This is a genomic window from Mesorhizobium sp. M0244, assembly GCF_040321795.1.
Taxonomy (GTDB): Bacteria; Pseudomonadota; Alphaproteobacteria; order Rhizobiales; family Rhizobiaceae; genus Mesorhizobium.
The window spans coordinates 50,322-76,594 of sequence record NZ_JAMYSE010000025.1; the positions used below are offsets into that span (position 1 = coordinate 50,322).

The 26,273-nt window shown below is 63.4% G+C and carries 20 protein-coding genes; 10 read left to right on the forward strand and 10 right to left on the reverse strand.

The features are described 5' to 3' along the window. Positions 1-81: 81 nt before the first annotated feature. The 5 genes from NKJ08_RS17300 to NKJ08_RS17320 all read left to right on the forward strand — a co-directional run bounded on the left by NKJ08_RS17300 (position 82) and on the right by NKJ08_RS17320 (position 7,679). Entirely contained in the window at positions 82-1,641 is a 1,560-nt protein-coding gene (locus tag NKJ08_RS17300) for a Do family serine endopeptidase (RefSeq protein ID WP_352530505.1), read from the forward strand. Positions 1,642-2,019: 378 nt separating this feature from the next. Continuing rightward, entirely contained in the window at positions 2,020-2,694 is a 675-nt protein-coding gene (locus NKJ08_RS17305) for a response regulator transcription factor (protein ID WP_254819962.1), read from the forward strand. Positions 2,695-2,700: 6 nt separating this feature from the next. Next, positions 2,701-4,170 (forward strand): sensor histidine kinase, encoded by a 1,470-nt coding sequence (locus NKJ08_RS17310; RefSeq protein ID WP_352530503.1) that lies wholly within the window; start codon positions 2,701-2,703, stop codon positions 4,168-4,170. Further along, on the forward strand, positions 4,170-7,136 hold the full coding sequence (locus NKJ08_RS17315) for a bifunctional [glutamine synthetase] adenylyltransferase/[glutamine synthetase]-adenylyl-L-tyrosine phosphorylase (RefSeq protein WP_352782397.1): 2,967 nt from the start codon (positions 4,170-4,172) through the stop codon (positions 7,134-7,136). Before NKJ08_RS17310 ends, NKJ08_RS17315 begins: the two co-directional genes overlap by 1 nt. A 63-nt stretch (positions 7,137-7,199) precedes the next feature. Beyond that, positions 7,200-7,679, forward strand: coding sequence for an EF-hand domain-containing protein (locus NKJ08_RS17320; RefSeq protein WP_352530499.1), 480 nt, complete (start codon positions 7,200-7,202; stop codon positions 7,677-7,679). 50 nt (positions 7,680-7,729) lie between these two features. Here NKJ08_RS17320 and NKJ08_RS17325 read toward each other — a convergent pair whose 3' ends face one another. Both NKJ08_RS17325 and pepN read right to left on the reverse strand, forming a co-directional pair. Continuing rightward, entirely contained in the window at positions 7,730-10,054 is a 2,325-nt protein-coding gene (locus NKJ08_RS17325) for a PAS domain-containing sensor histidine kinase (protein WP_352530497.1), read from the reverse strand. A 181-nt stretch (positions 10,055-10,235) separates the two neighbouring features. Next, on the reverse strand, positions 10,236-12,881 hold the full coding sequence (pepN, locus tag NKJ08_RS17330) for an aminopeptidase N (RefSeq protein WP_352530495.1): 2,646 nt from the start codon (positions 12,879-12,881) through the stop codon (positions 10,236-10,238). A 154-nt stretch (positions 12,882-13,035) separates the two neighbouring features. On the opposite strand from pepN, the gene NKJ08_RS17335 reads away from it, so the two are divergent. Together NKJ08_RS17335 and NKJ08_RS17340 are read left to right on the forward strand one after the other, a co-directional pair. Next, entirely contained in the window at positions 13,036-15,342 is a 2,307-nt protein-coding gene (locus NKJ08_RS17335; RefSeq protein ID WP_352530493.1) for a xanthine dehydrogenase family protein molybdopterin-binding subunit, read from the forward strand. Next, on the forward strand, positions 15,339-16,316 hold the full coding sequence (locus NKJ08_RS17340) for a DMT family transporter (RefSeq protein WP_502896001.1): 978 nt from the start codon (positions 15,339-15,341) through the stop codon (positions 16,314-16,316). The genes NKJ08_RS17335 and NKJ08_RS17340 overlap by 4 nt, the downstream gene beginning before the upstream one ends. Here the strand turns inward: NKJ08_RS17340 and NKJ08_RS17345 are convergent, their stop codons facing one another. The 3 genes from NKJ08_RS17345 to NKJ08_RS17355 form a co-directional block, all read right to left on the reverse strand. Continuing rightward, positions 16,317-17,135 carry a helix-turn-helix domain-containing protein gene (locus NKJ08_RS17345; RefSeq protein WP_352530491.1) on the reverse strand — a complete coding sequence of 273 codons (819 nt, stop codon included), beginning with the start codon at positions 17,133-17,135 and terminating at the stop codon, positions 16,317-16,319. Between the two features lie 104 nt (positions 17,136-17,239). Beyond that, positions 17,240-18,121 carry a uracil-DNA glycosylase gene (locus NKJ08_RS17350; protein WP_352530489.1) on the reverse strand — a complete coding sequence of 294 codons (882 nt, stop codon included), beginning with the start codon at positions 18,119-18,121 and terminating at the stop codon, positions 17,240-17,242. Between the two features lie 37 nt (positions 18,122-18,158). Continuing rightward, entirely contained in the window at positions 18,159-18,803 is a 645-nt protein-coding gene (locus NKJ08_RS17355) for a hypothetical protein (protein ID WP_352530487.1), read from the reverse strand. Positions 18,804-19,041: 238 nt separating this feature from the next. Here NKJ08_RS17355 and NKJ08_RS17360 point away from each other — a divergent pair, with 238 nt between their 5' ends. Next, positions 19,042-20,721 carry an electron transfer flavoprotein-ubiquinone oxidoreductase gene (locus NKJ08_RS17360; RefSeq protein ID WP_352530485.1) on the forward strand — a complete coding sequence of 560 codons (1,680 nt, stop codon included), beginning with the start codon at positions 19,042-19,044 and terminating at the stop codon, positions 20,719-20,721. A 109-nt stretch (positions 20,722-20,830) separates the two neighbouring features. After that, positions 20,831-21,427: a DUF922 domain-containing protein gene (locus NKJ08_RS17365; protein WP_352530483.1), complete on the forward strand. Its 597-nt coding sequence runs from the start codon at positions 20,831-20,833 to the stop codon at positions 21,425-21,427. 30 nt (positions 21,428-21,457) lie between these two features. Here the strand turns inward: NKJ08_RS17365 and NKJ08_RS17370 are convergent, their stop codons facing one another. The 5 genes from NKJ08_RS17370 to NKJ08_RS17390 all read right to left on the reverse strand — a co-directional run bounded on the left by NKJ08_RS17370 (position 21,458) and on the right by NKJ08_RS17390 (position 25,096). Beyond that, positions 21,458-22,495 (reverse strand): endonuclease/exonuclease/phosphatase family protein, encoded by a 1,038-nt coding sequence (locus tag NKJ08_RS17370; RefSeq protein ID WP_352530481.1) that lies wholly within the window; start codon positions 22,493-22,495, stop codon positions 21,458-21,460. Between the two features lie 78 nt (positions 22,496-22,573). After that, entirely contained in the window at positions 22,574-24,076 is a 1,503-nt protein-coding gene (locus NKJ08_RS17375; RefSeq protein ID WP_352530479.1) for an AMP nucleosidase, read from the reverse strand. A gap of 84 nt (positions 24,077-24,160) precedes the next feature. Beyond that, positions 24,161-24,355: a hypothetical protein gene (locus NKJ08_RS17380; RefSeq protein ID WP_352530477.1), complete on the reverse strand. Its 195-nt coding sequence runs from the start codon at positions 24,353-24,355 to the stop codon at positions 24,161-24,163. Between the two features lie 31 nt (positions 24,356-24,386). Continuing rightward, entirely contained in the window at positions 24,387-24,539 is a 153-nt protein-coding gene (locus tag NKJ08_RS17385) for a hypothetical protein (protein ID WP_352530475.1), read from the reverse strand. A 212-nt stretch (positions 24,540-24,751) separates the two neighbouring features. Further along, positions 24,752-25,096, reverse strand: coding sequence for a DUF2147 domain-containing protein (locus NKJ08_RS17390; protein ID WP_352530473.1), 345 nt, complete (start codon positions 25,094-25,096; stop codon positions 24,752-24,754). Positions 25,097-25,555: 459 nt separating this feature from the next. Between NKJ08_RS17390 and NKJ08_RS17395 the strand changes: the two genes are divergently transcribed. Beyond that, a complete protein-coding gene (locus NKJ08_RS17395; RefSeq protein WP_202355137.1) occupies positions 25,556-25,822 on the forward strand; it encodes an SEL1-like repeat protein in 267 nt (88 codons plus the stop codon). Positions 25,823-26,273: the final 451 nt, after the last annotated feature.

Sequence of the window (26,273 nt, forward strand, 5' to 3'; positions counted from 1 at the left end):
GCGCCGTAATGTGCGGCTCTCTATTTCCTTTGTCGAGGATGCCAATCAAGGGGCGTCCCTTGAAAAGAGGATACGAGAACCATGAATGTTGCCCCCAATTCATATCTTCGCACCCGCAAACGCCTGATGGCCGCAGCCGCATCCCTGGCCATTGCCGGCGCGATCGGCTTTGGCGCCGTTGCCACCGGGACAGCCCCGGTTCTGGCCGACGCCGTTCGTGTCGAGGCACCGCAGGTCCCGAGCTTCGCCGATGTGGTCGAGCGCGTTTCGCCCGCGGTCGTCAGCGTGCGCGTCAAGGCCAAGATCCAGCCGACGGCCGATGACGGTTCCGGCCAGATGGACGACGAGGACGGTTTAGGCAATCTTCCCGACAACCCGCAGCTGCGGCGTTTCTTCCGCGAATTCCGCGGCTTTGGCGACCAAGGCGGCGATCAAGGCGGCCCGAACGGAATGCGCCGTTTCGGACACCGTGACCGCAACAACGACCAGCCGCGGCCGGTGGCGCAAGGGTCCGGCTTCTTCATCTCCGATGACGGCTATCTCGTCACCAACAACCACGTCGTCGAGGAAGGCACCGCCTTCACCGTGGTGACCAATGACGGCAAGGAGCTTGACGCCAAGCTGATCGGCACCGATCCGCGCACCGATCTCGCCGTGCTCAAGGTCGATGACGGCAGCAAGTTCACTTATGTCGACTTCGCCGATGATTCCAAGGTTCGCGTCGGCGACTGGGTGGTGGCTGTCGGCAATCCGTTCGGCCTCGGCGGCACGGTTACCGCCGGCATCGTCTCGGCCCGCGGCCGCGATATCGGCGCCGGCCCCTATGACGACTTCATCCAGATCGACGCCTCGGTGAACCGCGGCAATTCGGGCGGCCCGACCTTCAACCTCAACGGCCAGGTCGTCGGCATCAACACCGCGATCTTCTCGCCGTCGGGCGGCAGTGTCGGCATTGCTTTCGACATTCCCGCTTCGACCGCCAAGCAGGTCGTGCAGGATCTGATGAAGAACGGCACCGTCCAGCGCGGCTGGCTCGGCGTCGAAATCCAGCCGGTCACCCCCGAAATCGCCGAGTCGCTTGGCCTTGGGTCCGGCAAGGGCGCGCTCGTTGCCAGCGCGCAGGACAACGGTCCCGGCAAGAAGGCCGGCATCACCGCCGGTGACGTGATCACCCAGGTGGACGGCAAGGACGTTGCTTCGCCGAAGGAACTCGCCCGTCTGATCGGCGCTTACCCGCCCGGCAAATCGGTCGACGTCACGGTGTGGCGCAACGGCAAGAGCGAGGCGGTCAAAGTCGACCTTGGCAAGCTGCCGTCGAGCGACAAGCAGGCCTCGGCCGACCAGCAGCCTGCCCCTCGGCCGAAAACCGACACGCTGGCCGATCTCGGCCTGACCGTCACCGAGTCCGACAATGGCAAGGGCCTTGTGGTGACCGACGTCGACCCCGACAGCGATGCCGCCGATCGCGGCATCCAGCCCGGCGATGTCATCACCTCCGTCAATTCGATGGAAGTGACCGGCACCGGCGACGTCGACAAGGCGATGGCCGATGCGGTGAAGTCAGGCCGCAAGGCGGTGCTGATGCAGATCACCCGCGACGACAGCAACCGCTTCATCGCGCTGCCTGTCGCCAAGGGCTAATAACCGGTTCGACTTTTCCGGTGCGGCGGTTTTCAACACCCCCGAGCCGCCGCACGGGAAAGCACGGGGCCTGAATGCGTTAGTCAGTCATCGTGTTCCGCCCCAGCGGCAGCGGGCTTCCCATCGTCCGCTGCCGCTCGAACAAACATGTCGCTCAAAAGCGTGAAGCGGTTTTGGGACAACGACATGCTCAAGCAAGAAGCACGTCGCTTTCCTCGGGCTTGACCGAGGATGCGAAGCGGCTTTGGGGCAACGGCATTCTAAAACAAAGACTTACCGCGTATCCTTGAATCACTTTGTTCGCGATACGCCATGGTGAAGGCCACGATGCATATGCCGGCCACTCAATCTTCCAGCGAAATCGCGTATAACGGCTCTATGAAGATTCTCGTCATAGAAGACGATCGCGAGGCGGCCGACTACCTGCAGAAGGCGTTCGCCGAGGCCGGGCATACGGCCCATGTCGCCGGAGACGGCGAAACCGGCTTCGCGCTCGCTGATTCCGGCGACTATGACGTCATGGTCGTCGACCGCATGATGCCGCGTCGCGACGGCCTGTCGGTCATTGCCGGGCTGAGATCCCGGGGCAATACGACGCCCGTGCTGATCCTGTCGGCCCTCGGCGAAGTCGACGACCGAGTCACCGGTCTGCGCGCCGGCGGCGACGACTATCTGACCAAGCCCTATGCCTTTTCCGAACTGCTCGCCCGCGTCGAGGTGCTGAACCGCCGCGCCAGCGCCAGGGAGGCCGAAACCGTCTACCGGGTCGGCGATCTCGAACTCGACCGGCTGTCGCATTCGGTGCGGCGCGCCGGGCGCGAGATAACGCTTCAGCCGCGCGAGTTCCGCCTGCTCGAATATTTGATGCGCCATGCCGGCCAGGTGGTGACGCGCACCATGCTGCTCGAAAACGTCTGGGACTACCATTTCGATCCGCAGACCAACGTGATCGACGTTCATATCTCGCGGCTGCGGGGCAAGATCGAGAAGGGCTTCGACAAGCCGATCCTGCACACGGTTCGCGGCGCCGGCTACATGCTGAAAAGCGGCTAGAACCCCATGGCTCTTTCCGTGCCGGCCATCATGAAGACGACGGCAGCGCGGCTTTCGGCGCTCTATCTTCTGCTTTTTGCGCTTTGCGCGGTGTTGCTCGTCTTGTACATGACCTCGCTGTCGGCGCGCATGCTGACCGCCCAGACGCAGGAGACGATCAACGACGAGGTGCTCGGCCTTGCCCGTGCCTATCAGCGCGGCGGCCTGCCGGTGCTGGTCCGCGTCGTCGAGCAGCGCTCCCGCCAGCCCGGCGCCAATCTCTATCTGATCGCCGATGCCAACGGCCAGATCCTGACGGGCAACGTGCAGAGCCTGGAGCCGGGCGTGATCGAGGCCGAGGGCTGGACCACCGAACCGTTCTCCTACCGTCGCTTCGGCGAGGGCGAGCTCGAGCGGCAGCGCAACCCGGTCTCCGACCCGAACGAGCCCGCCCAGAGCGAAGTGCAGGCCGAAGGCGAGAAGGGCCACAACGCCATTGCCCTGGTGCTGCGCCTGCCCAACCAGATGATCATGCTGGTCGGCCGCGACCTCGGCGAGCCGGAGCGCTTCCGTGCCGTCATTCGCCGCGCTTTGATGCTGGCGCTCGGCATGATGGGCGTCGGCGGGCTGCTGATCTGGTTCTTCGTCGGGCGCGCGGCGCTGAAGCGCATCGACAGCGTCTCGGAGGCGAGCCGCCGAATCATGGGCGGCGACCTTTCCGGCCGGCTGCCGGTCACCGGCGCCGGCGACGAGTTCGACCGGCTGTCGGAAAACCTCAATTCCATGCTGGCCAGGATCGCCACGCTCAACGAGGGCCTGAAGCAGGTCTCCGACAACATCGCCCACGATCTGAAAACGCCGCTGACCAGGCTGCGCAACCGCGCCGAAGCGACGCTTTCCGGCAAATACAACACCAGCGACTATCGGCAGGCTCTGGAAGGAACGATCGCCGAATCCGATCAGCTGATAAAGACCTTCAATGCCATCCTGATGATCTCGCGACTGGAGGCCGGCTATTCCTCCGAAAGCACCACCAGGGTCGACCTGGCCGCTGCCGTGCGCGACGTCGTCGAACTCTACGAGCCGGTGGCGGAGGAGGCGGGCGTGACGCTCGAAACCTCGGTGCAAGGTTCCTTCGCCGTCAACGGCAATCGCGAGCTAATCGGCCAGGCGCTGTCCAACATCGTCGACAACGCGATCAAATATTCGACCGACTCGACCTCCAGGCCTACGGTTCGCGTGACGCTGGAGCGTATCGGTGGCGAGATCAGGCTCGCCGTTTCCGACAACGGCCAGGGCATTCCCGACGATGTCGACCGCGCCAGGGTGACCGAGCGTTTCGTGCGGCTGGAAAAGAGCCGCTCGCAGCCGGGCTCCGGCCTAGGCTTGAGCCTCGCCAAGGCGATCATGACGTTCCACAATGGACGGCTTGAGCTTCTGCCCGGCAATCCTGGATTGTCCGTCGTCATGAGTTTTCCTGGGCGGGAGGATCACTGATGGTGGCGCGGGTGGTAGCGCGACGCCTCGAAACGGATTGGCTTTTAAAGCCGGCGGTAAAGCTCGCTCCGCTGGATGAAAGCCGCGCCAGGCAGGAATTGTCGGTGATCGCCGACGCCGCGCGGCAAGAACAACTGCCACGGCTGGCGAAATTTCTGGCAGGCAAGGGGGTCGTCCAGGATTTTCTTGCCGCCGTGTTCGACCTATCGCCGTTCCTGCGCGACACCGCACGCCGCCGGCCGCGAATCCTCGACGCGCTTTTTGACGAGACGGTCGAGACGCGGCTGTCGTCGATCGGCGCCGCGGTCGACAAGGCCGCACGGGCGGAAGCCGTCTCCGAAAGCAGCCTGATGATGGAGCTGCGCCAATGCAAGGCGGAGGCGCATTTCCTGATCGCTTTGGCCGATCTCGCCGGCGAGGCCGAGACCTCGCTGACGGTGCGGCGACTGAGCGACCTTGCCGACGCCTGCACGCGTGCGGCTGTCGATTTCCTGCTCCGCGACGCGCATGAGCAAGGCAAGCTCAGTTTGCCGGATCCCAAAAATCCGGCGCGACGCTCGGGCTGGATCCTGCTCGGCATGGGCAAGCTCGGCGCGCATGAGCTGAACTTCTCATCCGACATCGACCTCATCGCCTTCTTCGACCCCGATGCGCCTGCCGTCGTCGATCCGCTCGATGCAACCGAGCTGTTTTCGCGCCTGACCCGCCGGCTGGTTCGCATTCTCCAGGACCGCACCGAGCACGGTTACGTCTTCCGCACCGATCTCCGGCTTCGTCCCGATCCCGGCTCGACGCCGCTGGCGATCCCGGTCGAGGCGGCACTGCGCTACTATGAGGCGCGCGGCCAGAACTGGGAGCGCGCCGCCATGATCAAGGCGCGCCCGGTGGCCGGCGATCTTGCCGCCGGCGCCGCGTTCCTGAAGGAGCTCCAGCCCTATATCTGGCGCAAATACATGGACTATGCGGCGATCGCCGACGTCCACTCGATCAAGCGCCAGATCCACGCCCACAAGGGCCATGGCGAGGTCGCGGTCAAAGGCCACAACGTCAAGCTCGGCCGCGGCGGCATCCGCGAGATCGAGTTCTTCGTCCAGACCCAGCAGCTCATCGCCGGCGGCCGCTTTCCCGAATGGCGCGGCCGCGAGACCGTACCGATGCTCGGCGAACTTTCCGCGCGCGCCTGGATCACCGCCGATGCGCGCGATGCGCTCACCAGGCAGTACTGGTTCCTGCGCCGCGTCGAGCATGCCATCCAGATGGTTGCCGACGAGCAGACGCACATCCTGCCGGAAGACGAAGAGGGGCTGGAGCGCGTCGCCCGCATGCTGGGCTTTGCCGATGCGGCAGGCTTTGCGGAGGCATTCCGTGCGGCGCTGCACCAGGTCGAGCGCCACTATGCAGCGCTGTTCGAAACCGCGCCGGAGCTTTCGGCCGGCATCGGCAATCTGGTCTTTACCGGCGACGTCGACGATCCCGACACCTTGCGGACCCTGCAGCGCCTCGGCTTCCAGCGGCCGAGCGACATCTGCCGGGTCATCCGCGGCTGGCACTTCGGCCGCTACCGCGTCACCCGGTCGGCGGAGGCGCGCGAGCGGCTGACGGAACTGACGCCGGCACTGCTGCAGGGCTTCGGCCAGACGCGGCGGGCCGACGAGGCGGTGATCCGCTTCGACGAATTCCTTGCCGGCCTGCCTGCCGGCATCCAGCTGTTTTCGCTGCTGCAGTCGAACCCGGCTTTGCTGAAGCTGATGGCGACGATCATGGGCGCGGCACCGCGGCTGGCCGCCATCATCACGCGCCGGCCCCATGTCTTCGACGGCCTGCTCGATCCGGCACTGCTGAGCGAACTGCCCAACCGCGCCTATCTGTCGGCGCGCCTTGCCGCCTTCCTCGAAGGCGACAGGGCCTATGAAGACGTGCTCGACCGACTGCGCATCTTTGCTTCGGAGCAGAAGTTCCTGATCGGCGTCAGGCTGCTTGCCGGGTCAATCGATCCGCCCCGCGCCGGTCGCGCTTTTTCCGATCTCGCCGATCTGACCATCGAAGCGGCATTGCAGGCGGTGACGGCCGAATTCGCGCTGCGTCATGGCCGTATTGCCGGCGGCAGGGTCGCACTGCTCGGCATGGGCAAACTCGGCAGCCGCGAATTGACGGCGGGTTCCGACGTCGACCTCATCCTGCTCTACGATCACGACGCCGATGCCGATGAGTCCGACGGCGACAAGCCGCTCGCCCCGTCGCATTACTACAGTCGGCTGACGCAGCGGCTGATCGCCGCCGTTTCAGCGCCGACGGCCGAGGGCGTGCTCTACGAGCTCGACCTTCGCCTGCGGCCGTCCGGCAACAAGGGGCCGGTGGCCACGCATGTCGATGCCTTCAAGAAGTATCAGCGCCAGGACGCCTGGACATGGGAGCATATGGCGCTGGCGCGAGCCCGCACGATCGGCGGCGATGCCGAGCTCTGCCGCGAGGTCGAGGGGGAAGTAGCGGCAGTGCTCGCTCTGTCGCGCGATCCAGCCAAGGTGATGGCCGAGGCATCGGAGATGCGCGCCATGGTCGACAAGGAGAAGCCGCCGCGTGATCTCTGGGACATCAAGCTGATCCCGGGCGGCCTCATCGATCTCGAATTCATCGCCCAGGTTGCGGTGATCACGGGAAAGATCGAGGCAGGCCGCAGGGCCACCGGCACGGCTGACATCCTGTCGCGCCTGGCGCCGGATTTCGCCGACGCCCAGGTCAGGCAGGAACTGGTGGATGCCTATTCGCTCTATCTGGCGCTGACCCAGATGATACGGCTTTGCCTCACCGGCGCGTTCGAACGCGACGACGTTCCGCCGGGGCTTTCGGATCTGCTTCTGGCGGTCACCGACCTGCCGGATTTCGGTGTGCTGGAAGCACACCTCAAGGAGACGTCGCAGAAGGTCAGAAAGGATTTTGCCCTTTTGCTTCGTGCGAAACGGTCATGACGGCAACTCGCCCTACGATCGTTTCGGACAGCATCGGGGGTGACGATGCAACAGGAGAAGACCATGAGAAAGACAACCAGACTTGCACTCGTTTTCGCGGCCCTGGCCGGCGCCGTCGGGACCGCGGCCTACGCGGACGAGCTTTCCGGCGCCGGGCCGCGCGACGGCATGATGATGCGCCTCGACAAGGTCATGAAGGACAATGACGGCACCATCACCTTCGACCAGTTCTCCGACGCCATGAACGCGCGGCTGAAGAAGATGGTCGCCGACAATGGCGGCAAGCTGACCGTGGCACAGCTCGCCGACGCGCTGGAGAAGGGGCGCTTCGAGCAGATGGCCAAGCGCATCGTCGCCCGCTACGACACCAAGGGCGACGGCACGCTGACGACCGACGACATCACAAGCCGCCAGAAGAAGGTCTTCGCCATGCTCGACCGCAACAATAACGGCAAGATCGAGAAGAACGAACTGCCGAAGGGTCCCGGCCGTCACCGTCAATGGGACGGCGAGGGCAATGATGGCGCTGACGGCATGCAGTGAGAATGACAACCGCTCCGGCGGCGTGAGCCGCCGGAGCCTTATCTTGTCGTTCAGGCGGCCTTGACCGCCTGTGGGGCTTTCTTAATCGGGATCCGCACCGAGACGATCGTGCCGACGCCTTCGGTCGAGCGGATCTTCAAGGCGCCGCCCTGCAGCTCGGCCAGCGAACGCGAGATGGCGAGACCGAGGCCGGAACCGGCATGGCTCTTGGAGAACTGGTTCTGCACCTGTTCGAACGGCCGCCCGAGCTTGCTCAGCGCCTCCTTCGGGATGCCGCAGCCATTGTCCTCGATCGTCAGGATCAGCGCGCTGGAAATGCTGCGGGCTCTGACCGCAATGTGGCCGCCTTGCCCGGTGAACTTCACCGCATTGGACAACAGGTTGATGAGGATCTGCTTGATCGCCCTGCGGTCGGCGAACAGCGTCAGTGAATCGGCGATGCGGGTTTCGACGGTGATCGACTTTTCCGCTGCCTGCAGCGAGACAACGCGAACCGTCTCCCTGATCAGCGGACAGAGATCGATTTCTTCCTGATCCAGCGAGAACTGGCCGGCCTCGATCTTCGACATGTCGAGGATATCGTTGATGACGCCGAGAAGATATTTGCCGCTGCCGTTGATGTCGGTGGCATACTCTTCGTAGCGCGGCGAACCCAGCGGCCCGAACAGCCTCCGTTCCATCAGTTCCGAAAAGCCGATGATCGCATTGAGCGGAGTGCGTAATTCGTGTGACATGTTGGCCAGGAATTCGGATTTGGCCCGGTTCGCCGCTTCGGCCCGCTCGGTTTCCTTCATGTATTTGCGGTTGAGCTCGACGAGTTCGCGGGCCCGTTCCTCTTCCGCCCGACGGGCAAGGCTGAGGTCATGGATCGTTGCCATCAAACGGCGCTCGCTGTCGACCAGCTTCTCCTGGTGCAGCTTGATCTGGGTGATGTCGGAGCCGACGGAGACGGTGCCGCCGTCCCTTGTCCGCAACTCGTTCACCTGCAGCCAGCGGCCGTCGGCAAGCTGGCGCTCGAAGGTCACGCCTCCCTGCGGTCCGTTGGTATTGGCAAGCCGCCGCTCCGATGCGAAGGCCAGCATGCGTTCTTCGAGCACGGCGCGCGGGGCCCCCGGCATCACATCGCGATCCGACAGGCCATTGTCCTGCTGGTATTTGGAATTGCACATGATCAGGCGCTCGGACGAATCCCACAGCACGAAGGATTCGTTGATGTTTTCGATGGCTGTCCGCAGGCGCAGGTCCGCTGCCTCGGAGCGCAGCGCCAGGTGCCGCTGCTCGGTAACATCGACGGCGATGCCGATCAGCTGGATCTCCGGCGCTTCCGGGTCGATAACCTGCGCTCTCGCGCGCATCCAGACCCATTGTCCGTCGGCATGGCGCATCCTGAACACCTGGTCGATGTGGTCGATCTCGCGGCCGACGATCCTGTTGGCGAGTTCGAACAAATCGCCGTCCTCGGGATGGATGATTTCGTCGACTTCGCCGAACGACAGCATCGTGTCGCAGGGTTCGTAACCCAGCATGTCGTACATCGAGCGCGACCAGTACATCTTGCCGCGCACCATGTCCCAGTCCCACAGGCCACAACGGCCGCGCACCAGCGCCATATCGATGCGCTGGTGGGCTTCGAGATAGATGCGGTCGGCGGCCTGGGCGCGCGCCGCCTGGCCGAAATAAGCGTAGAGGATGATGATCAGCACGCCGGCCGTCAGCACGAACAGCGTGACGTTGAGCGAGACCGTCTTGCGCCAGGCGTCAAAAACTGCCTCCTGCGGCACAAAGGCCGCTGCGGAACCTTTTCGGCCATTCGCCAGGCTCACGGCCGCATACCAGTCCTGTCCGCCGATGCTGACCTCCATCACCCCGGCACGATCGCCGAACATAAACAAAGGCTGCCCGCCCTGCACGACGCCATCGAGCGATCGCCCGTCCCAGTGCATCGATTGCGGTGATACGGCAATGATCCTGAAAGCGCTGTCGGTGATCGCCAGCACGTGGCTCCGGCCCATGGCGCCCTGACGGCTGGTGCTCTCCAGCAGGTCCTGGATCGCGCCGGGTGCAGATACCACGGTCGCATCGGCGGCGATCGAGCTGGCCAGTTGGCCCGCTGCCAGCGCAAGGATCGCCTTGGCGTCGCGCTCTATCTCGTCGCGCTCGTTCATCAGCGACAGGAAGCGCAGTACCGCGATGATCAACAGAAAGATGATGATGAGGGCCGGTATCGAACGACGCAGCAGCGGCTCGGCCGCCAGCAGCCGTCGGTAGGCAGGCTCGGCGATGAGCCGCGTATTGCCGGCAAGACCGTCGCTTCGCGCCTCGCGCCGCTCAAAAGCCGTCCCACCGGGCGCGCCCCACGCGTCCGCCTTCGCCATAAATGGCACTCCCCGATTTTCAATCTGCTTGACGATCCGGCAACGCCGCACTTCCGAATCGTCAGTAAAGAATCAAACGTGATTCGCCTTGTCCAGAGGCGCAGCCAAAAAAGATTAAAAATCGACTAAAATAATGGGTTTCTCGGGCGGGACGGCATTGTGGCGGTGAGCCGGCGGGTTATCAGGCGAGAGTGCGCTCGACGATGTCTCGCAAATCGGCCGACAGCTTCTCGGCATTGGCGATCGAAAGCAGCGCCTCCCTTGCCTTGGCTTGCCGCACCGGTTCGAGCGAGCGCCACGACCTGAGCGCCGTCGCCAGCCTGGCGGCCACCTGCGGGTTGCGTTTTTCGACCTGCAGCACCGTTTCGACGAAAAGCCGGTAGCCCTCGCCGTCGGCGCTATGGAAGCCGGTCTGGTTGGCGCTGGAAAACGTGCCGATGAGCGAGCGCACCCGGTTCGGGTTGGCCATCGAGAACGCCGGATGTCCGGTCAAGGCGCGCACCGCGTCGACAGTTTGCGGGCCGGGCACGCTGGCCTGGATCTGGAACCATTTGTCCATGACCAGCGCATCGGTTGCATATTTCGCCTCGAAGTCGACCAGCGCCCTGGTCGCCTCCGGTGAGCCGTGGTGACGGTGCGCAAGCACGGTCAATGCCGCGGCCCGGTCGGTCATGTTGGTCGCCGATTGGAAGTGCCGGGCGGCGAGCTCCGCACCTCCCGGCAGCAAGGAGAGATAATCCAGCAGGACGTTGCGCAGCGCCCGCCGCCCGGCACTGGCCGCGTCCGGGCTGAACGGACCATTGTCGGCAAGCCGATCGTAAAGCTTGGAGAATATCTCGCCGTTGGTCTCGGCCATCGCAACCGCCAACGCCTCGCGCGCCGAGAAAACGGCGTCGGGGTCGATGTTCTTGCCGATGTCGCGAGCGATATCGGCCTCGCCGGGCAGCGCCAGCGCCAGCGCCCGATAGGCGGGTTCGAGTGCTTCGTCGCCGGCTATCTTGCCGGCAAGCTCGGTCAGCCGGGCGCTGAACTCGGGTTGCCTGTGGTCCAGGATCTGACGGAAGGCAGCAATCAGCGCATCGGTCAAAAGCGTATTGAACGCCTGCCAGCGCGAGAAGGCGTCGCTGTCGTGGCCGGCCAGGAAGAACTGGTCGTCGGGCCGCTGTTCGACCGAAAGCGTTACCGGCGCCGAAAAGCCGCGGTTGAGCGACATGGCCGGACGTTTGGCAATTCCCGAAAAGCGCACGACGTGGCGGCGTTTGCGGATATGGATGACGCCGTCCTCGACGTTCGCCCCTTCGACGCCGCTATAGGCTATTGCCTCGCCGCTGGCGCCGACCAGGCCGAAGGCAAGCGGAATGTGCATCAGCCGCTTGCGGCTTTCCGACGGCGTTGGCGGCACCGACTGCTCGATTTCGAGCGTGAATTCCTGCGCTGCCGGATTGTGCGCCGAACTGACGGTCAGGTTCGGCGTGCCCGCCTGATGATACCACAGCGAAAACTGCGACAGGTCGCGACCCGAGACATCCTCGAACACCTTGACGAAATCCTCGATCGTCGCCGCATCGCCGTCGTGACGCTCGAAATAGAGGTCCATGCCGGCGCGGAACGTCTCGGCGCCGAGGATGGTGTGGATCATGCGCACGACTTCTGAGCCCTTTTCGTAGACCGTCGCCGTGTAGAAATTGTTGATCTCGCGATAGCGGCGCGGCCGCACCGGATGCGCCAGCGGCCCCTGGTCCTCGGGAAACTGATGGGCGCGCAGCGTACGCACCTCGGCGATGCGTTTGACGGCGCGCGAGCGCTGATCGGCGGAGAATTCGTGGTCGCGGAAAACGGTCAGGCCTTCCTTCAGGCAAAGCTGGAACCAGTCACGGCAAGTGATTCTGTTACCTGTCCAATTGTGGAAATACTCATGCGCGATGATGGCCTCTATATTGGCGAAATCGGCATCGGTCGCGGTTTCCTGGTCGGCCAGCACATACTTGTCGTTGAAGATGTTGAGACCCTTGTTCTCCATCGCGCCCATATTGAAGTCGGACACGGCGACGATGTTGAAGACATCGAGGTCGTATTCGCGGCCAAACGCCTCCTCGTCCCATTTCATCGACCGCTTCAAGGCGTCCATGGCGTAGCCGGCGAGTCTCTCCTTGCCCGGCTCGACATAGATGCCGAGCTCCACCCTGCGGCCGGACAGGGTGACGAAGCTGTCCGAGATCTTGCCAAGGTCGCCCGCCACCAGCGCAAACAAATAGGACGGCTTGGGGAAAGGGTCGTGCCAGACCGCATAGTGCCAGCCGTCGGCAAGCTCGCCGCTGCCGGCGGGGTTGCCGTTGGACAAAAGCAGCGGCGCTTCATGGCGTTGAGCCTCGATGCGCACCGTATAGACCGACAGGATATCGGGGCGGTCGAGGAAATAGGTGATGCGGCGAAAGCCCTCGGCCTCGCACTGTGTGCAATAGACATTGCTGGAGCGATAGAGGCCCATCAGCGCTTCATTCAGTGCCGGCGCCAGCACAGTTTCGATGACTAGCTGGAAGCGGCTTGCCGCGGACGGCCTGATGATCGTCAGTTGATCGGGCGTGGCGAGAAAATCTGCCGGGCTCGGTTCCTGGCCGTCGATCGTCACGCGGCTGAGCGTCAACCCGTCGCCATCCAGCACCAGCGGCGCCGAGGCCGCAATCCCGTCGCGGCGTTCGACCGTCAGCACGGCGGTGACGTGCGTTGCTTCAGGCGAAAGGCGGAAAGTCAGGCTAATTTCCGGAATGAGATAGTCGCTGGGGCGGTAGTCTTCGAGCTTGAAGACCTGGCCGGTATCGGTGCGCATTCCCTGGTTTTTCCTGTCGATCCGGGAGCGGCGGACGGGTCCGCTGGTCCAAATAATTTGAAGTCTGCGCTCTTTACACGAAACGCTCCCTCGACAAAACTGCAGCGACGTCTATTTCAGGCGATCATTTCCCAAGCATCATCGCGAGGCATCCATGACCGTCGTCACGCCGAAATTCGGGATGGGCGCCTCTGTATTGCGTCGCGAGGATCAGGCCTTCATCAAGGGCCTGGGCCGCTATACGGACGACATCCAGCCCGCCGGCCTGCTGCACGGCTACGTCTTGCGCTCGCCGACGGCCAAGGCAAGGTTCACCATCGGTTCGACCGAGGCGGCGAAGACAGCGCCCGGCGTCCATCTCGTGCTCACTGGCGCCGATCTCAGCCATCTGCGCAATCTTAGGTCCGGTGTCATGGAGAGACAGCCTGACGGCACTAAGGCGCCGACCCGCGACATCCCGGTGCTGTGCCGCGACCGGGTGAATTATGTCGGTGATGCCGTCGCCTTCGTCGTCGCCGACAGCCGGGCGCTGGCACAGGATGCCGCCGAGCTGATCGAGGTCGACTACGAGTCCGAGGAGGCTGCCTCGGGCACTGCGACGGCGCTTGCCGAAGGCACGCCGCTGGTCTGGCCGGAGCTCGGCTCCAACCGCGCCTTCAGTTACCATATGGGTGATAAGGGCAAGACCGAGGCGGCCTTTGCCAAAGCCGCTCATGTCACCCACATCGAGTTCATCAACAACCGGCTGGTCTGCAACTACATGGAGCCGCGCTCGGCGATCGGCGAGTGGAAGGCGGACGAGAACCGCTTCGTGCTGACGACGGGCTCGCAGGGCGTGCATTCGATGCAGTCCATCCTGGCCGGTGTGTTCAAGATCAAGAAAGACCAGCTGCGCGTCATCACGCCGGATGTCGGCGGCGGCTTCGGCCCGAAGAGCTTCGTCTATCGCGAGCATCCGCTGGTGCTCGAGACCGCCAGGCGGCTTGGCCGTCCGGTCAAATGGGCCGGCGACCGCACCGAGCATTTCCTCACCGACGCGCAAGGCCGCGACAATGTCGTGACCGCCGAGATGGCGATGGACAGCAACGGCCGCTTTCTCGGCATGAAAGTCGATCTACTCGCAAACATGGGCGCCTATATCTCGCAATATGGCCCGTATATCCCCTATATCGGCGTCACCATGTCGACCGGCGTCTACGACATAAGGGCGCTCGACGTGTCTGTGACCGGCCTCTACACCAACACCTGCCCGGTCGATGCTTATCGCGGCGCCGGCAGGCCTGAAGCGGCGTTCCTGCTGGAAAAGCTCGTCGACGCCTGCGCCCACGATCTCGGCCTGCCTGTCGACGAGATTCGCCGGCGCAATTTCATCCGCCCTGAGCAGTTTCCCTACCGCACGCAGACCGGCCGGCTTTACGACACCGGCGAGTTCGAAGGCCATATGAACCGCGCCATGGAACAGGCTGGGTGGCAGGCATTCCCTGGGCGACTGGCGCAGTCGAAGGCGGCCGGCAGGATCCGCGGCATCGGCATGGCGACCTATATCGAAGCCTGCGCCTTTCCGGGATCGGAACCGGCCTTTGTCGAACTCAACGGCGACGGCACGGTAACGCTGAAGATCGGCACCCAGACCAACGGGCAGGGGCATGCGACCGCCTACGCCCAGTTTCTCTCGGAGAAGCTTGATCTCGACATCGACAAGATCCGTGTCCGCCAGGGCGATACCGATGAGCTGAAGGACGGTGGCGGCACCGGCGGCTCGCGCTCGATCCCGCTCGGTGGCGTTTCGGCATCGCGTGCCGGCGAAGACCTCGCCAACAAGATCAAGCGCATCGCGGCGGATGAGCTGGAAGCCTCGGCCGGCGACATCGAACTGTCGAACGGCGTTGCCCGCATCGTCGGCACCGACCGCAGCATTGATTTCTCCGGCATTGCAAAGGCTGCCAAGAACCCCGACGATCTCAAGGGCTTTGGTGAATTCATCCAGGACGAGTGCACCTATCCCAACGGCACCCACATCTGCGAGGTCGAGATCGATCCCGACACCGGTGCGACCGAGATTGTCCGCTACACCATCGTCGACGATTTCGGCGTCACCGTGAACCCGGTCCTGCTTGCCGGCCAAGTGCATGGCGGCGTCGTCCAGGGCATCGGCCAGGCACTGACCGAAAACACGGTCTATGATGAAGACGGGCAGTTGCTGACGGCGAGCTTCATGGACTATGCCATGCCGCGCGCCGACGACGTGCCGTTCTTCCATTTCGAGACCCGCAACGTGCCGTCGACCACCAATGCGATGGGCATCAAGGGCGCGGGGGAGGCGGGTACGATCGGGTCGACGCCTGCCGCGCTCAATGCGGTGACAGACGCGCTCTACCGCGCCAACGGCATCAGGCATATCGACATGCCCGCAACGCCGGCGCGCATTTGGGCGGCGATCCAGGAAGCAACGGGAGCGTGACAGCCAGACCGGATTTGCCAGTGCTTGCAGCCGGCAACCACGCCGGCGAACACAGCACGCTGACCGGGATCGTGCTCAAGATCGTATCGGTGGCGGTCTTCGTTGGCATGTCGTCCTGCATCAAGGCGGCAGGAACCGTGCCGGCGGGCCAGATCGTCTTCTTCCGCTCCTTCTTTGCCATCTTTCCGATCATCGCCTTCCTCGCCTTCCAGGGAAAACTCGGCACCGCCTTTTCGACAAAGCGCCCCCTCAATCACATTGCGCGCGGTGTTGTCGGGGTTTGCGCCATGGGGCTTGGCTTCTTTGCGCTGACGCGGCTGCCGCTGCCCGAGGCGATCACGCTGAACTACGCGCAGCCGCTGCTGGTCGTGGTGTTCAGTTCGATCTTCCTTGGTGAAGCCATCCGCGTCTATCGCTGGAGCGCGGTTGCCGTCGGTCTGGTCGGTGTGCTGATCATCTCGTGGCCGGAGCTGACGCTGCTGAGCTCGGGCGCTGCCCTTGGCGATCAGGAGGTGCTCGGTGTCATCGCCGCCCTTATCGCTGCGGCGATCTCGGCCATCGCCATGCTCCTGGTGCGCAACCTCGTCCAGAGCGAGCGGACGGCGACCATCGTGCTGTGGTTTTCGGTGACGGCGAGCGTGATGGCGCTGCTTTCGCTGCCATTCGGCTGGCAGGCGCTGACGCCAGCGCAGGCGGGGCTTCTGATTGCCGCGGGTTTTTGCGGCGGGCTCGGCCAGATCCTGATGACCTCGGCCTATCGCCATGCCGAGGCTTCGGTCGTGGCACCTTTCGAATACACCTCGATGATCCTCGGCGTCGTCGTCGGCTATCTGGTCTTTGGCGACGTCGCCACGATCAACATGCTTGTCGGCGGCCTGATCGTCGTCGCAGCGGGCATTTTCATCATATGGCGTGAGCGCCAGCTCGGTCTCGAACGCACCCGCACCCGCAAGGCGATCGCGCCGCAGGGGTGATCACGGCTTCGCCGCGTCGGCCCGCTCTTTCGCCAGCCGCACCAACACCGCCCGCGTCTGCTCGTCGGAGGGGAAAAAAGATTCGATCGCCAGTTCCGCCAGCGTCACGTCGAGCGGCGTGCCGAACACGGTGATGGTGCTGATGAACGACAGCACCGCGTCGCCATGGGCAAGCTTGAGCGGATGAACAATCGCGTTCGGCTCGACCGGCGCCGGCCGGCTGCCTTTGAGGCCGGACGGATAGGCCCGAAGCTCGCGCTCGAGCTCGACCAGCACCGGATCCGCGGTAGCGTCGTTCTGGTGCTTCAGCCGCTCCAGAAGATGTGCCCGCCATTCCGCAAGATTGACGATGCGCGGCGCGATGCCGCCGGGATGCAGGCTGAGGCGCAACACGTTGACCGGCGGCGTCAGCAGGGAGGCATCGGTGACATTGGCGAGGAACGGGCCGATGGCGGCATTCGCCGACACCAGGTTCCAATGCCGGTCGACGGCAAGCGCCGGGAACGGCTCGTGCGCCTTGAGCACGGTCTCGACCGCCGCCATCGCCGGCGCCATCGAGGCATCATCAAGCGGCCGTTCGCTGAAGCTCGGGGCAAAGCCGGCGGCCAGCAGCAGCTGGTTGCGCTGCCTGAGCGGGATCGAAAGCTGCTCGGCCAGATGCAGCACCATGTCGCGCGAGGGTGCAGCGCGGCCGCTTTCCACGAAACTCAGATGCCGCTGCGAGATCTCGGCCTCCATGGCGAGGTCGAGCTGGCTCATGCGCCGGCGTGTACGCCATTCGCGAATGAGACTGCCGGCGGAAATCTGGGATGTTGTCATGACGAGAGGACTAGGCCGGCAATGGGCGCATTTCAATTACCTGCGAAGTTATGATGCGGCCTTCCTTCCTCACAAGGGGAGAAGGGAAGACGCGCTCCGCAAACTTACCCAAGCGCCCGCAACTTCGCCTTCACTTCGAGGAAATCCCGCCACGCCAGCTTTTTGTGCGCCGGCGTTCTCAACAAATAGGCCGGATGCAGGGTCGGCATGGCGGGAATGGCAGTGCCGGAGGCGGTCGTGTGGACGCGCCAATTGCCGCGCAGCCGCAATATGCCTTCGGAGGTGTTGAGCAAGGTCTTTGCCGACGGGCCGCCGAGATTGACCAGCACCTTGGGATTGACCAGCTCGATCTGCCGCTCGATGAACGGCCGGCAGATCTCGGTCTCGTGCGGCGTCGGCGTGCGGTTGCCCGGCGGCCGCCAAGGGATGACATTGGCGATGTAGACAGACGTCCGATCAAGACCGATCGCGGCCAGCATGCGGTCGAGCAGCCGGCCCGAACGGCCGACGAAGGGCAGACCCTCCATATCCTCGTCGCGGCCCGGCGCTTCGCCGACCAGCATCACCTCGGCAGTCGGATTGCCGTCGGCGAACACCATGTTCTTGGCGGTGAATTTGAGGTTACAGCCGTCGAATGCCGCCATGTGCTGGCGAAGCTCGTCGAGGTTTGCCGCCGACCTCGCCAGTTGCCGCGCCAATGCCGCCTGCGCCTCGTCGGGCACCGTTGCGGTGGCCGGGGGCGTTCGCACTGCCGGTGCCGTATTGGGTCTCTCGCCCATTTCGGCGCGCGACACGCTCGTCGAGCGTTGCGGCGCCGCATTTTCACCCGCCGGCATGGCGGCCGCCGCAGGCACCCGCTCCGGCGGCTTGGCCTCGGCAAACCTGTTCACCGGCTCTTCTTCAAGCGCCTCATCGACGCCGGCGCTGGCGTAGAAGGCCAGCAGCTCGGCGAGATCGGCTCGGTTGTTTTGGGGGGCGGCAGTCATGGTTTCACATTCGGCCGCGGAGCTTAATTTTGCAAGTTCAGCTCGACGGTATGCGCGGGTCCTGCACCAGATAGAACGTCCAGCGCGGCGTGTAGTCGGTGATCAGGAAATAGAAACTCGCGGTCTTCAGCGGGTCGATCTTGCCGTTCTTGAACAGCAGGCGGTCATAGGGTTCGAAATTGCGGTCGAAATCGGCGAAGCTGCTCGACCAGATATTTTCGGGCGTTTTGTTGCGCTGATCGAACGACAGGCCGTCGCCGAACACGCTCGGCTGGTCGAAGATCTCCTGGAGCTCGAACTGGAACTCGACCCAGGCCTGGCCGCTATTGTTGAGCACGTCGATGCGCATATACATCAGGCCATTGGCGAAGTCCCCCGCTTTGCCGAACGGCTGGATCGGCTTTGTCGTGCGGATGGCCAGCGTTACCGGCGTCGCTGAATTCAGCTCTTCGGTGATGACTAGCGGATCCTCCTTCGTGCCGATGCCCGAAGCCCCGGTGATGCGGAAGCCGCCGCGCTCGTCGGAAAAGGAATAGGCGCCGGTCGCCCAGACCAGTTGTGGGTCGGCGCAGGCATCGAAGGCCGCCAGCGGCAGCAGCGCCAAAAGGGCCGCACGGCAAATCCGGCCGGGCGTGGAAAAAAAGCGCGTCAATGAAAAGCCAGCCGGCCCGAATATGCGCATGGCGGGAAGTATGGCCGATAAGCAAGCCGTCGAACAATTAAAAACGTCAGTGCGACATATCTCTGCAAACGGAATAGGATTGAAGATTGACGCTCTCCCGCGCGAATCTGTGCGGCAGGACGCGACTTTTTGACGAAATCGGTATTGTCACGTCCGCGCCGGTTTCCCGTCGCTATTTGATGCGCTATGCAGCGCGTGAGCCAGCAAGATGCCGGAATAGCGAGCCAGTGAGGGGTCGATGAGCGATATCGAACGCGAGAGCATGGAATTCGACGTGGTCATCGTCGGCGCCGGCCCGGCCGGGCTTGCCGCGGCGATCCGTCTCAAGCAGGTCAATCCCGAGCTTTCCGTCGTCGTCCTGGAAAAGGGCGGCGAGGTCGGCGCCCATATCCTGTCCGGCGCCGTCGTCGACCCGATCGGCATCGACCGCCTGCTGCCGGGCTGGCGCGAGGAGGAGGGGCATCCCTTCAAGACGCCGGTGACGGCCGACCATTTCCTGGTGCTCGGCTCCGCCGGGTCGTTCCGCCTGCCTAACATATTGATGCCGCCGCTGATGAACAATCACGGCAACTACATCGTTTCGCTCGGCAATGCCTGCCGCTGGCTGGCGACCAAGGCCGAGGCGCTTGGTGTCGAGATCTATCCGGGCTTTGCCGCGGTCGGCCTGCTCTACAACGAGGCCGGTGCGGTCACCGGCGTCGTCACCGGCGATATGGGCGTCGAGAAGGACGGCACGCACGGCCCGTCCTTTGCGCCGGGCATGGCGCTGATGGGCAAATATGTGCTGATCGGCGAGGGCGCGCGCGGCTCGCTGGCCAAGCAGCTGATCGCCAGATACAAGCTTTCCGACGGCCGCGAGCCCGGCAAATACGGCATCGGCCTCAAGGAACTATGGCAGGTCAAACCGGAAAACCACCGGCCGGGCCTTGTCCAGCATTCCTTCGGCTGGCCGCTCGATATGAAGACCGGCGGCGGCTCCTTCCTCTACCATCTCGAGGACAACCAGGTGGCAGTCGGCTTCGTCGTTCACCTGAACTACAAGAATCCCTGGCTGTCGCCGTTCGACGAGTTCCAGCGCTTCAAGACGCATCCGGCGATCAGAGGCACCTTCGAGGGCGGCAAGCGGCTGGGCTATGGTGCCCGCGCCATTACCGAAGGCGGCTGGCAGTCGGTGCCGAAACTGTCCTTCCCCGGCGGTGCGCTGATGGGCTGCGCGGCCGGCTTCGTCAACGTGCCGCGCATCAAGGGCTCGCACAATGCCGTGCTCTCCGGAATGCTGGCGGCCGAGCATGTCTGTGATGCGATAGCTGCCGGCCGCACCAATGACGAGCTGGCCTCCTACGAGACAGCCTGGCGCACCACCGACATCGGCAAGGACCTGAAGAAGGTGCGCAACGTCAAGCCGCTATGGTCGCGCTTCGGCACCATTGTCGGCGTCGGCATTGGCGGCCTCGACATGTGGCTGAATACGCTGCTCGGCTTCTCGCCCTTCGGCACGATGAAGCACGGCAAGGCCGACTACGCCACACTGGAACCGGCCGCCGCGCACCAGAAGATCGCCTATCCGAAGCCGGACGGGGTGCTGACCTTCGACCGGCTATCGTCGGTGTTCCTGTCCAACACCAACCATGAAGAAAATGAGCCGGTGCATCTGCTCGTCGCCGACATGGACCTGCAGAAGCGCTCCGAGCATGACGTCTATGCCGGGCCTTCGACGCGTTACTGCCCGGCCAGCGTCTACGAATGGGTCGACAAGGACGGCAATGCCGCCGCCGATCCCCAGGCCAAGGATGTGCGCTTCGTCATCAACGCGCAGAACTGCGTGCACTGCAAGACTTGCGACATCAAGGACCCGAACCAGAACATAGATTGGGTGCCACCGCAGGGCGGCGAGGGTCCAGTCTACCAGAATATGTGAGTCGCAAGATGTGCCCGGACCAAACAATATCAGGGGCAGCGCAACCGTAGGACTGTTGAATAAGCCGCCTGCCTGTGTTTCCTTTCTGTGGCGATTGGGAGGAAGGACAATGCGCCTGGCAGTTCTGACGAGCCTTTTGGCGATCGGGGCGTTGTGCGCCCCTGCTACTTTGGCCGGCACTAAGGTGCTGGTTAAGACACGGACTTACAACATTGCCGGAACCACCGGCGCGGCCCTGATCGAGGCCATGAATCGCCAGGGGCCGAAGCATGGCTTCATGACCCACGCCATCGCGCAGACCGGCTACAGCGTCGATGATTGGACCTTCGACGCCCGCCGGGAAAACGGCGTCTGCCGCCTGCGCCAGGCCAACGGGACGCTCAATCTCTTCTATACCTATCCCCAACTAGTCTCAGCCACGTCGCCTGCGCTGCAGAAGCGCTGGAGGCGGTTCTTCGCTGGCGTCCGCGCCCATGAAGAGACCCATGGCCGCATCGCCAGACAGATGATGCGGGCCAGCGAAAAGTCGGTTCGGGGGCTGACAGTCGGTGATGACCCGCACTGTTTCGAGGCACGTCGCGAGGCGAAGCGCCGGATCAATGCCATCTATGCCGAATACGAGGCGAAGCAGAACGCCTTCGATATACGCGAGCATCGCGACGGCGGCCCTGTCGAGCACCTCATCCGCGCTTTTGTAGGCCAGTAATAAGCCAGGTCGAGATTGGACTGCGGATTTTCAGCTTTGCGTCCCGCCAGGCTGCCCGGCAAGCGCGGTCGCCGTCTGGTGCTCGTCGAGCGGCTTTTGTCCACCGGAGCGCAGCGAGAATTCCACCAGCACCGGCAGATGGTCTGAGCCGGTGTCCTCAAGCGTCGACGCCGAACGGATGACAATTGCACCCTTGCTGAAAACCTGGTCGATCGGCAGTCCGGCGAAGCGCAGGAAATCCGGCAGCCTTCTGTGGAGCCAGGTTGGCCCAACCGACGGCATTACGGTGAGCTTGCCGAGCGATGCGACGCGCCGGACGGCGGCGCTCCACGGCGCCGCGTTGCAATCGCCCGCCAGGATCGACGTCTCGCCAAGCGAGGCGATTTCGTCCGACAATCCGCCAATCTGCCGTGATTGGTTGTGGGGCCATGGCCAGGTGAGGTGGATGGCGGCGACATCGACGTCGGTTCCGCCGAAATCGACCGTGGCGATCGCCATCGCGCCGCGGCTGTCGCAGTGCGGCTCCGTGCCTATGGCAAACGGTCGTCTGGACAGCAGCGCAACTCCGAACACGCCGTTGGGATACGGGCAGAGGATCCGGTAGGGATAGGCGCCGGACAGCAGCCCAAGCTTTGCCTTCCACATCTCGGACACTTCATCGAGGGTGATCACATCAGGCTGGGTCCGGCCGATCAGCGACAGCACCTTCTCAGGCGTTGGATTGTTGAACCTGAGGTTCATCTGCAGCAGGCGGTAGACCGCCTCGCCACCGGGCCTGGCTTCGTAGGCCGCCTGCACTTGCCATAGCCGCGAAAGCGGCAAGGCACTCGACGTGGTGGCAAAGGCGGCCACCGCAAACAGCAATGCGGCGGCGGCCTGCAGGCGAAACGAGCTGGCGAGCAGCGGCAGCGCGCAAAGCGCCATCAGCACGGAAAAATGAACGCGGAAATGAGCAAAGGAATCGAAGGCCGGATGCAGCGATCCGAAGAACCCGGCCACCAGCGCGGCCGAGAGCGCAAGCATTGCGATGAATGCCAGCGCAACCGTCATGTCTCGAACACGTGCCATCGCTTTGTGTATCGGCAGAAATGCGTCTCAATCAAGATGACGAAATGTCCTGCCTGGACCGACACATGCGATCGGCACCTACTGGAAGGCAGTTTCCGAAAAGCTCCTGAGCTTGCGCGAATGCAGCCGCTCCATCGGCATTTCGGCCAGCTTCTCCATCGCCCTGATGCCGATGGTCAGATGCTGCGCCACTTGCCGCTTGTAGAACTCGGTCGCCATGCCCGGCAGCTTCAGTTCGCCATGCAGGGGCTTGTCGGAAACGCAAAGCAGGGTGCCATAGGGCACCCGGAAGCGGAAGCCATTGGCCGCGATCGTCGCCGATTCCATGTCGAGCGCGATCGCCCGCGACTGCGACAGTCGCTGCACCGGCCCGCGCTGGTCGCGCAGTTCCCAGTTGCGGTTGTCGATGGTGGCGACGGTGCCGGTGCGCATGATGCGCTTGAGGTCGTAGCCGGAAAGCCCGGTGATCTCGGCGACCGCTTCCTGCAGCGCCACCTGGATTTCAGCCAGCGGCGGGATCGGCACCCAGACCGGAAGATCGTCGTCGAGGACATGGTCTTCCCGTACATAGGCATGCGCCAGCACATAGTCCCCCAGCGCCTGCGTGTTGCGCAGACCGGCGCAATGGCCGAGCATCACCCAGGCATGCGGCCGAAGCACCGCGATATGGTCAGTGATCGTCTTGGCGTTGGAAGGGCCGACGCCGATATTGACCATGGTGATGCCGCCATGGTTCGGCTTCTTCAGATGATAGGCCGGCATCTGCGGCAGGCGAGGCGGCGCAGCACCCTCTCCGGGCGCGCTGTCCCCGACTTTGGTCACGATATTGCCCGGCTCGACGAACTCGACATATCCGTCACCGCCATTGGCCATCAATTCGCGTGCACGGGCGACGAATTCGTCGATGTAGAACTGGTAGTTGGTGAACAGCACGAAGTTCTGGAAATGCTGGGGACTGGTCGCCGTATAGTGCGACATCCGATGCAGCGAATAATCGATGCGTTGTGCAGTGAACGGCGCCAGCGGTCTTGCCTCGCCTAACGCCACTTCGAACGTGCCGTTGGCGATCTGGTCGTCTGTGCCGTCGAGGTCCGGCACGTCGAACAGGTCACGGATCGGCCGTTTGATGCGCTCCGCAGCGGCGCCGTCGACATGCGTGCCTTCGAGAAAGGCGAAATGCAGCGGGATGGGAGTGGTCGATTCCGAAACCGTAACCGGAACGCCGTGGTTGCGCATGATCAGCCGAAGCTGTTCGGTGAGATAGCTTTCGAAAAGGGCAGGCTGGGTGACGGTGGTCGAGAAATGCCCCGGCGTCGGCATGTGGCCATAGGCCTGCCTCGAGTCGATCTGGGTGAACGAACTCGTGGTGACACCGATCTCCGGATAGAAGGCCCGGTAGCGCTTGTTGTTGTCACCGCCCGCGGCGAGCGCGGCAAATGAACCGCGCAGGAACTTGGTATTGCGGTCGTAAAGCGCCTGCAGGGCCGCGACAGCCTTCTTGGCATCGTCGAAGCTCTGTCGGCCAAACGGCTCCGGCGTGACGATCGATTCAATCGCTTGGGGATAGATTCGCTTTTCCATGACCCAATATAGAGAGTTGGGTGCGCCGTTGGGAGGGGTAAGGCGGTCTCAGAACGCACTGTCGGCGTTTTTCTTTCCAGCGGCCTAGCCGCGCCGCAAGCTGACCAGCAGCACAAAGCCGACGCCGGACTTCCTCAGCGCCGGCGCCTCGATCGTCGAACCGGCATCGGCGCGCAGTGTCGGCACGGCCAGGACCGGGGCCGCCAGAAGCATCAGGATGAGCGCCGTCCGCGGCAGAAGCCGTAGGGTCTTGAGGGCATTGGCGGCGAGGCGGGTCATTGCGTTGGCTTTCTAAATGTCGCTGTCGGGTTCAGTGGCGAAGCTGGTTCGGGCAACTGAGCCGGCAGGAAATGGCGACGTCCCAGGCGCGGGGCGGACGGCCGGCTTCGGCGACAAGGACGGCGAACAACATGCCAAACAGGCTCATCAGCAGGCAGACGATGGTGAAGCGGCGGGCAAGCATTGCGCGGTGTCTCCTTCAACACGCGTGACAATGCCTTGCCCCGGCTGAACCGGCTCTGATGGCGGCGTTCATCTGGGGTTCAAAATGGTTGATGATCTGTGAGCGGGCCGCCTTGAGTGCCGCGACTTAAGGCGGCGCCGTGGCCGCGAGACCGGCGATGACATGAAAAACGGGGCCGACTGGCCCCGTTCACCCCGGCAGGAAGGGCACAATCAGAGCTTGTGCCAGGTCTGGCTTTTGCAGATCAGTCCGCCGAGCACGCAGCCGCTCATCTTGAGCGAACTGCCGGAAAGCGAAGCCTTGCCCGCATAGGTCTTGTCGGTTTCCGGGTCGGTTATGGTGCCGGCATATTTGTTATCGTCGGCCACCTTCAGCGAACCGATGTGCTTGCCGGCAAATTTGCCGGATTTGAGCGTAATGGAAAACGCCCCGTCACCGCCCGAGATGGCGGCAGTCGATCCGGCTTGCGTTTTCCAATTGCCTTCGATCGGATCGGCCCATGCCGCGCCGGTCATCATTATTGCGGCCGCGAGGGCCAGGCTCACTTTTCGAAACACGTCTCTCCTCCCTCAGGCAAGTCCAATCGGGCTCCGTCCCGCTGTCTGCCCCTTACGCAAACGTAAGCTAGTCCAGCTCCCGGCAAAACAAAAGCGGTGCCGCGACGGAAGGGTTTGCGGGTTTTTACGCGCTCCCGAACGGCCGTGCCGGCGAAAAGTGAAACGGGCCGCACACTGTCTTTGTTTTCCGTGGTTAGCGGAGTCTTGATCCGCTCCCCGCAAGTTTTCTTCAAATTTTGTGCAAACCGGCGCGATTGCTGGCTTTGTATCCTTAACGAATTTTCGCGTTTACCTCTTGTTTTAGCTTTGTTTTCCTCAAATTAAGCACGCCATTTAACGACGGATTCAACCCTCCGCTGCATTCTCGAAAGCATCGAAAGAGCGGCCGCCCCCGAAGGTAACCAAGGACACCGAGGGACAGACGGAGACAGCTCTCGGGAGCCAGAACAGGGGATTGAAATGGCACGTTTTGAAATGCTTGAAGCCGGCTTCGGCGCCATGGGGACAACTGCCCAGGCCGATATTCTTTTCGAGTTGGGCATGATGTATGCGACCGGCCGCGATTGCGAGACCGATGTCGTCGCCGCCCACAAATGGTTCAACATCGCCGCGATCAAGGGTTCGGCCCGCGCCGCGGAACTGCGCTCTGAATTGTCGGCCGCCATGTCGAAGGTCGAGATCGCCAAGGCGCTGCGCGAAGCCCGCGAATGGATGACGATGCACTGAATTCGCCAGCATCGACTTCAAGGGGGTACTGAGTTCACGACAGGGACGCTTCGGGTCAAGGCCGCGCAGACGGCCGGGCCCGAAAAAATCAAGGCCGCGCAAGACGGCTGGACCAAGTCAAGACCAAGAACGTGGCAGGCTGACCAGGCCGAGCCGTGCAAAAGACAGGGAAGGCGAGCGGGTCCCGGCGCTGATGCGTTGGGAAGCTCGATGGCAAAAGCCGCGACCGGCCGGAACAAGGCTGGCGCGGCTTTGTCTTTGCGTGTTGCAGGCCCAATCGAGTGCCGACGATGCGTCTAGACAGCTCCGGTGAAGGATGAAATTCTCCCGCCACTCTGGAAAGGCGCGGCCGCGCCCGGCGCCGGGCAGGGGGGGACATTTGTGTGCATCATAGCAATAATTAATATTTTGGCAGCCCAAATTTGGGTGTAGAGGGGGTGGAAAAAACAAA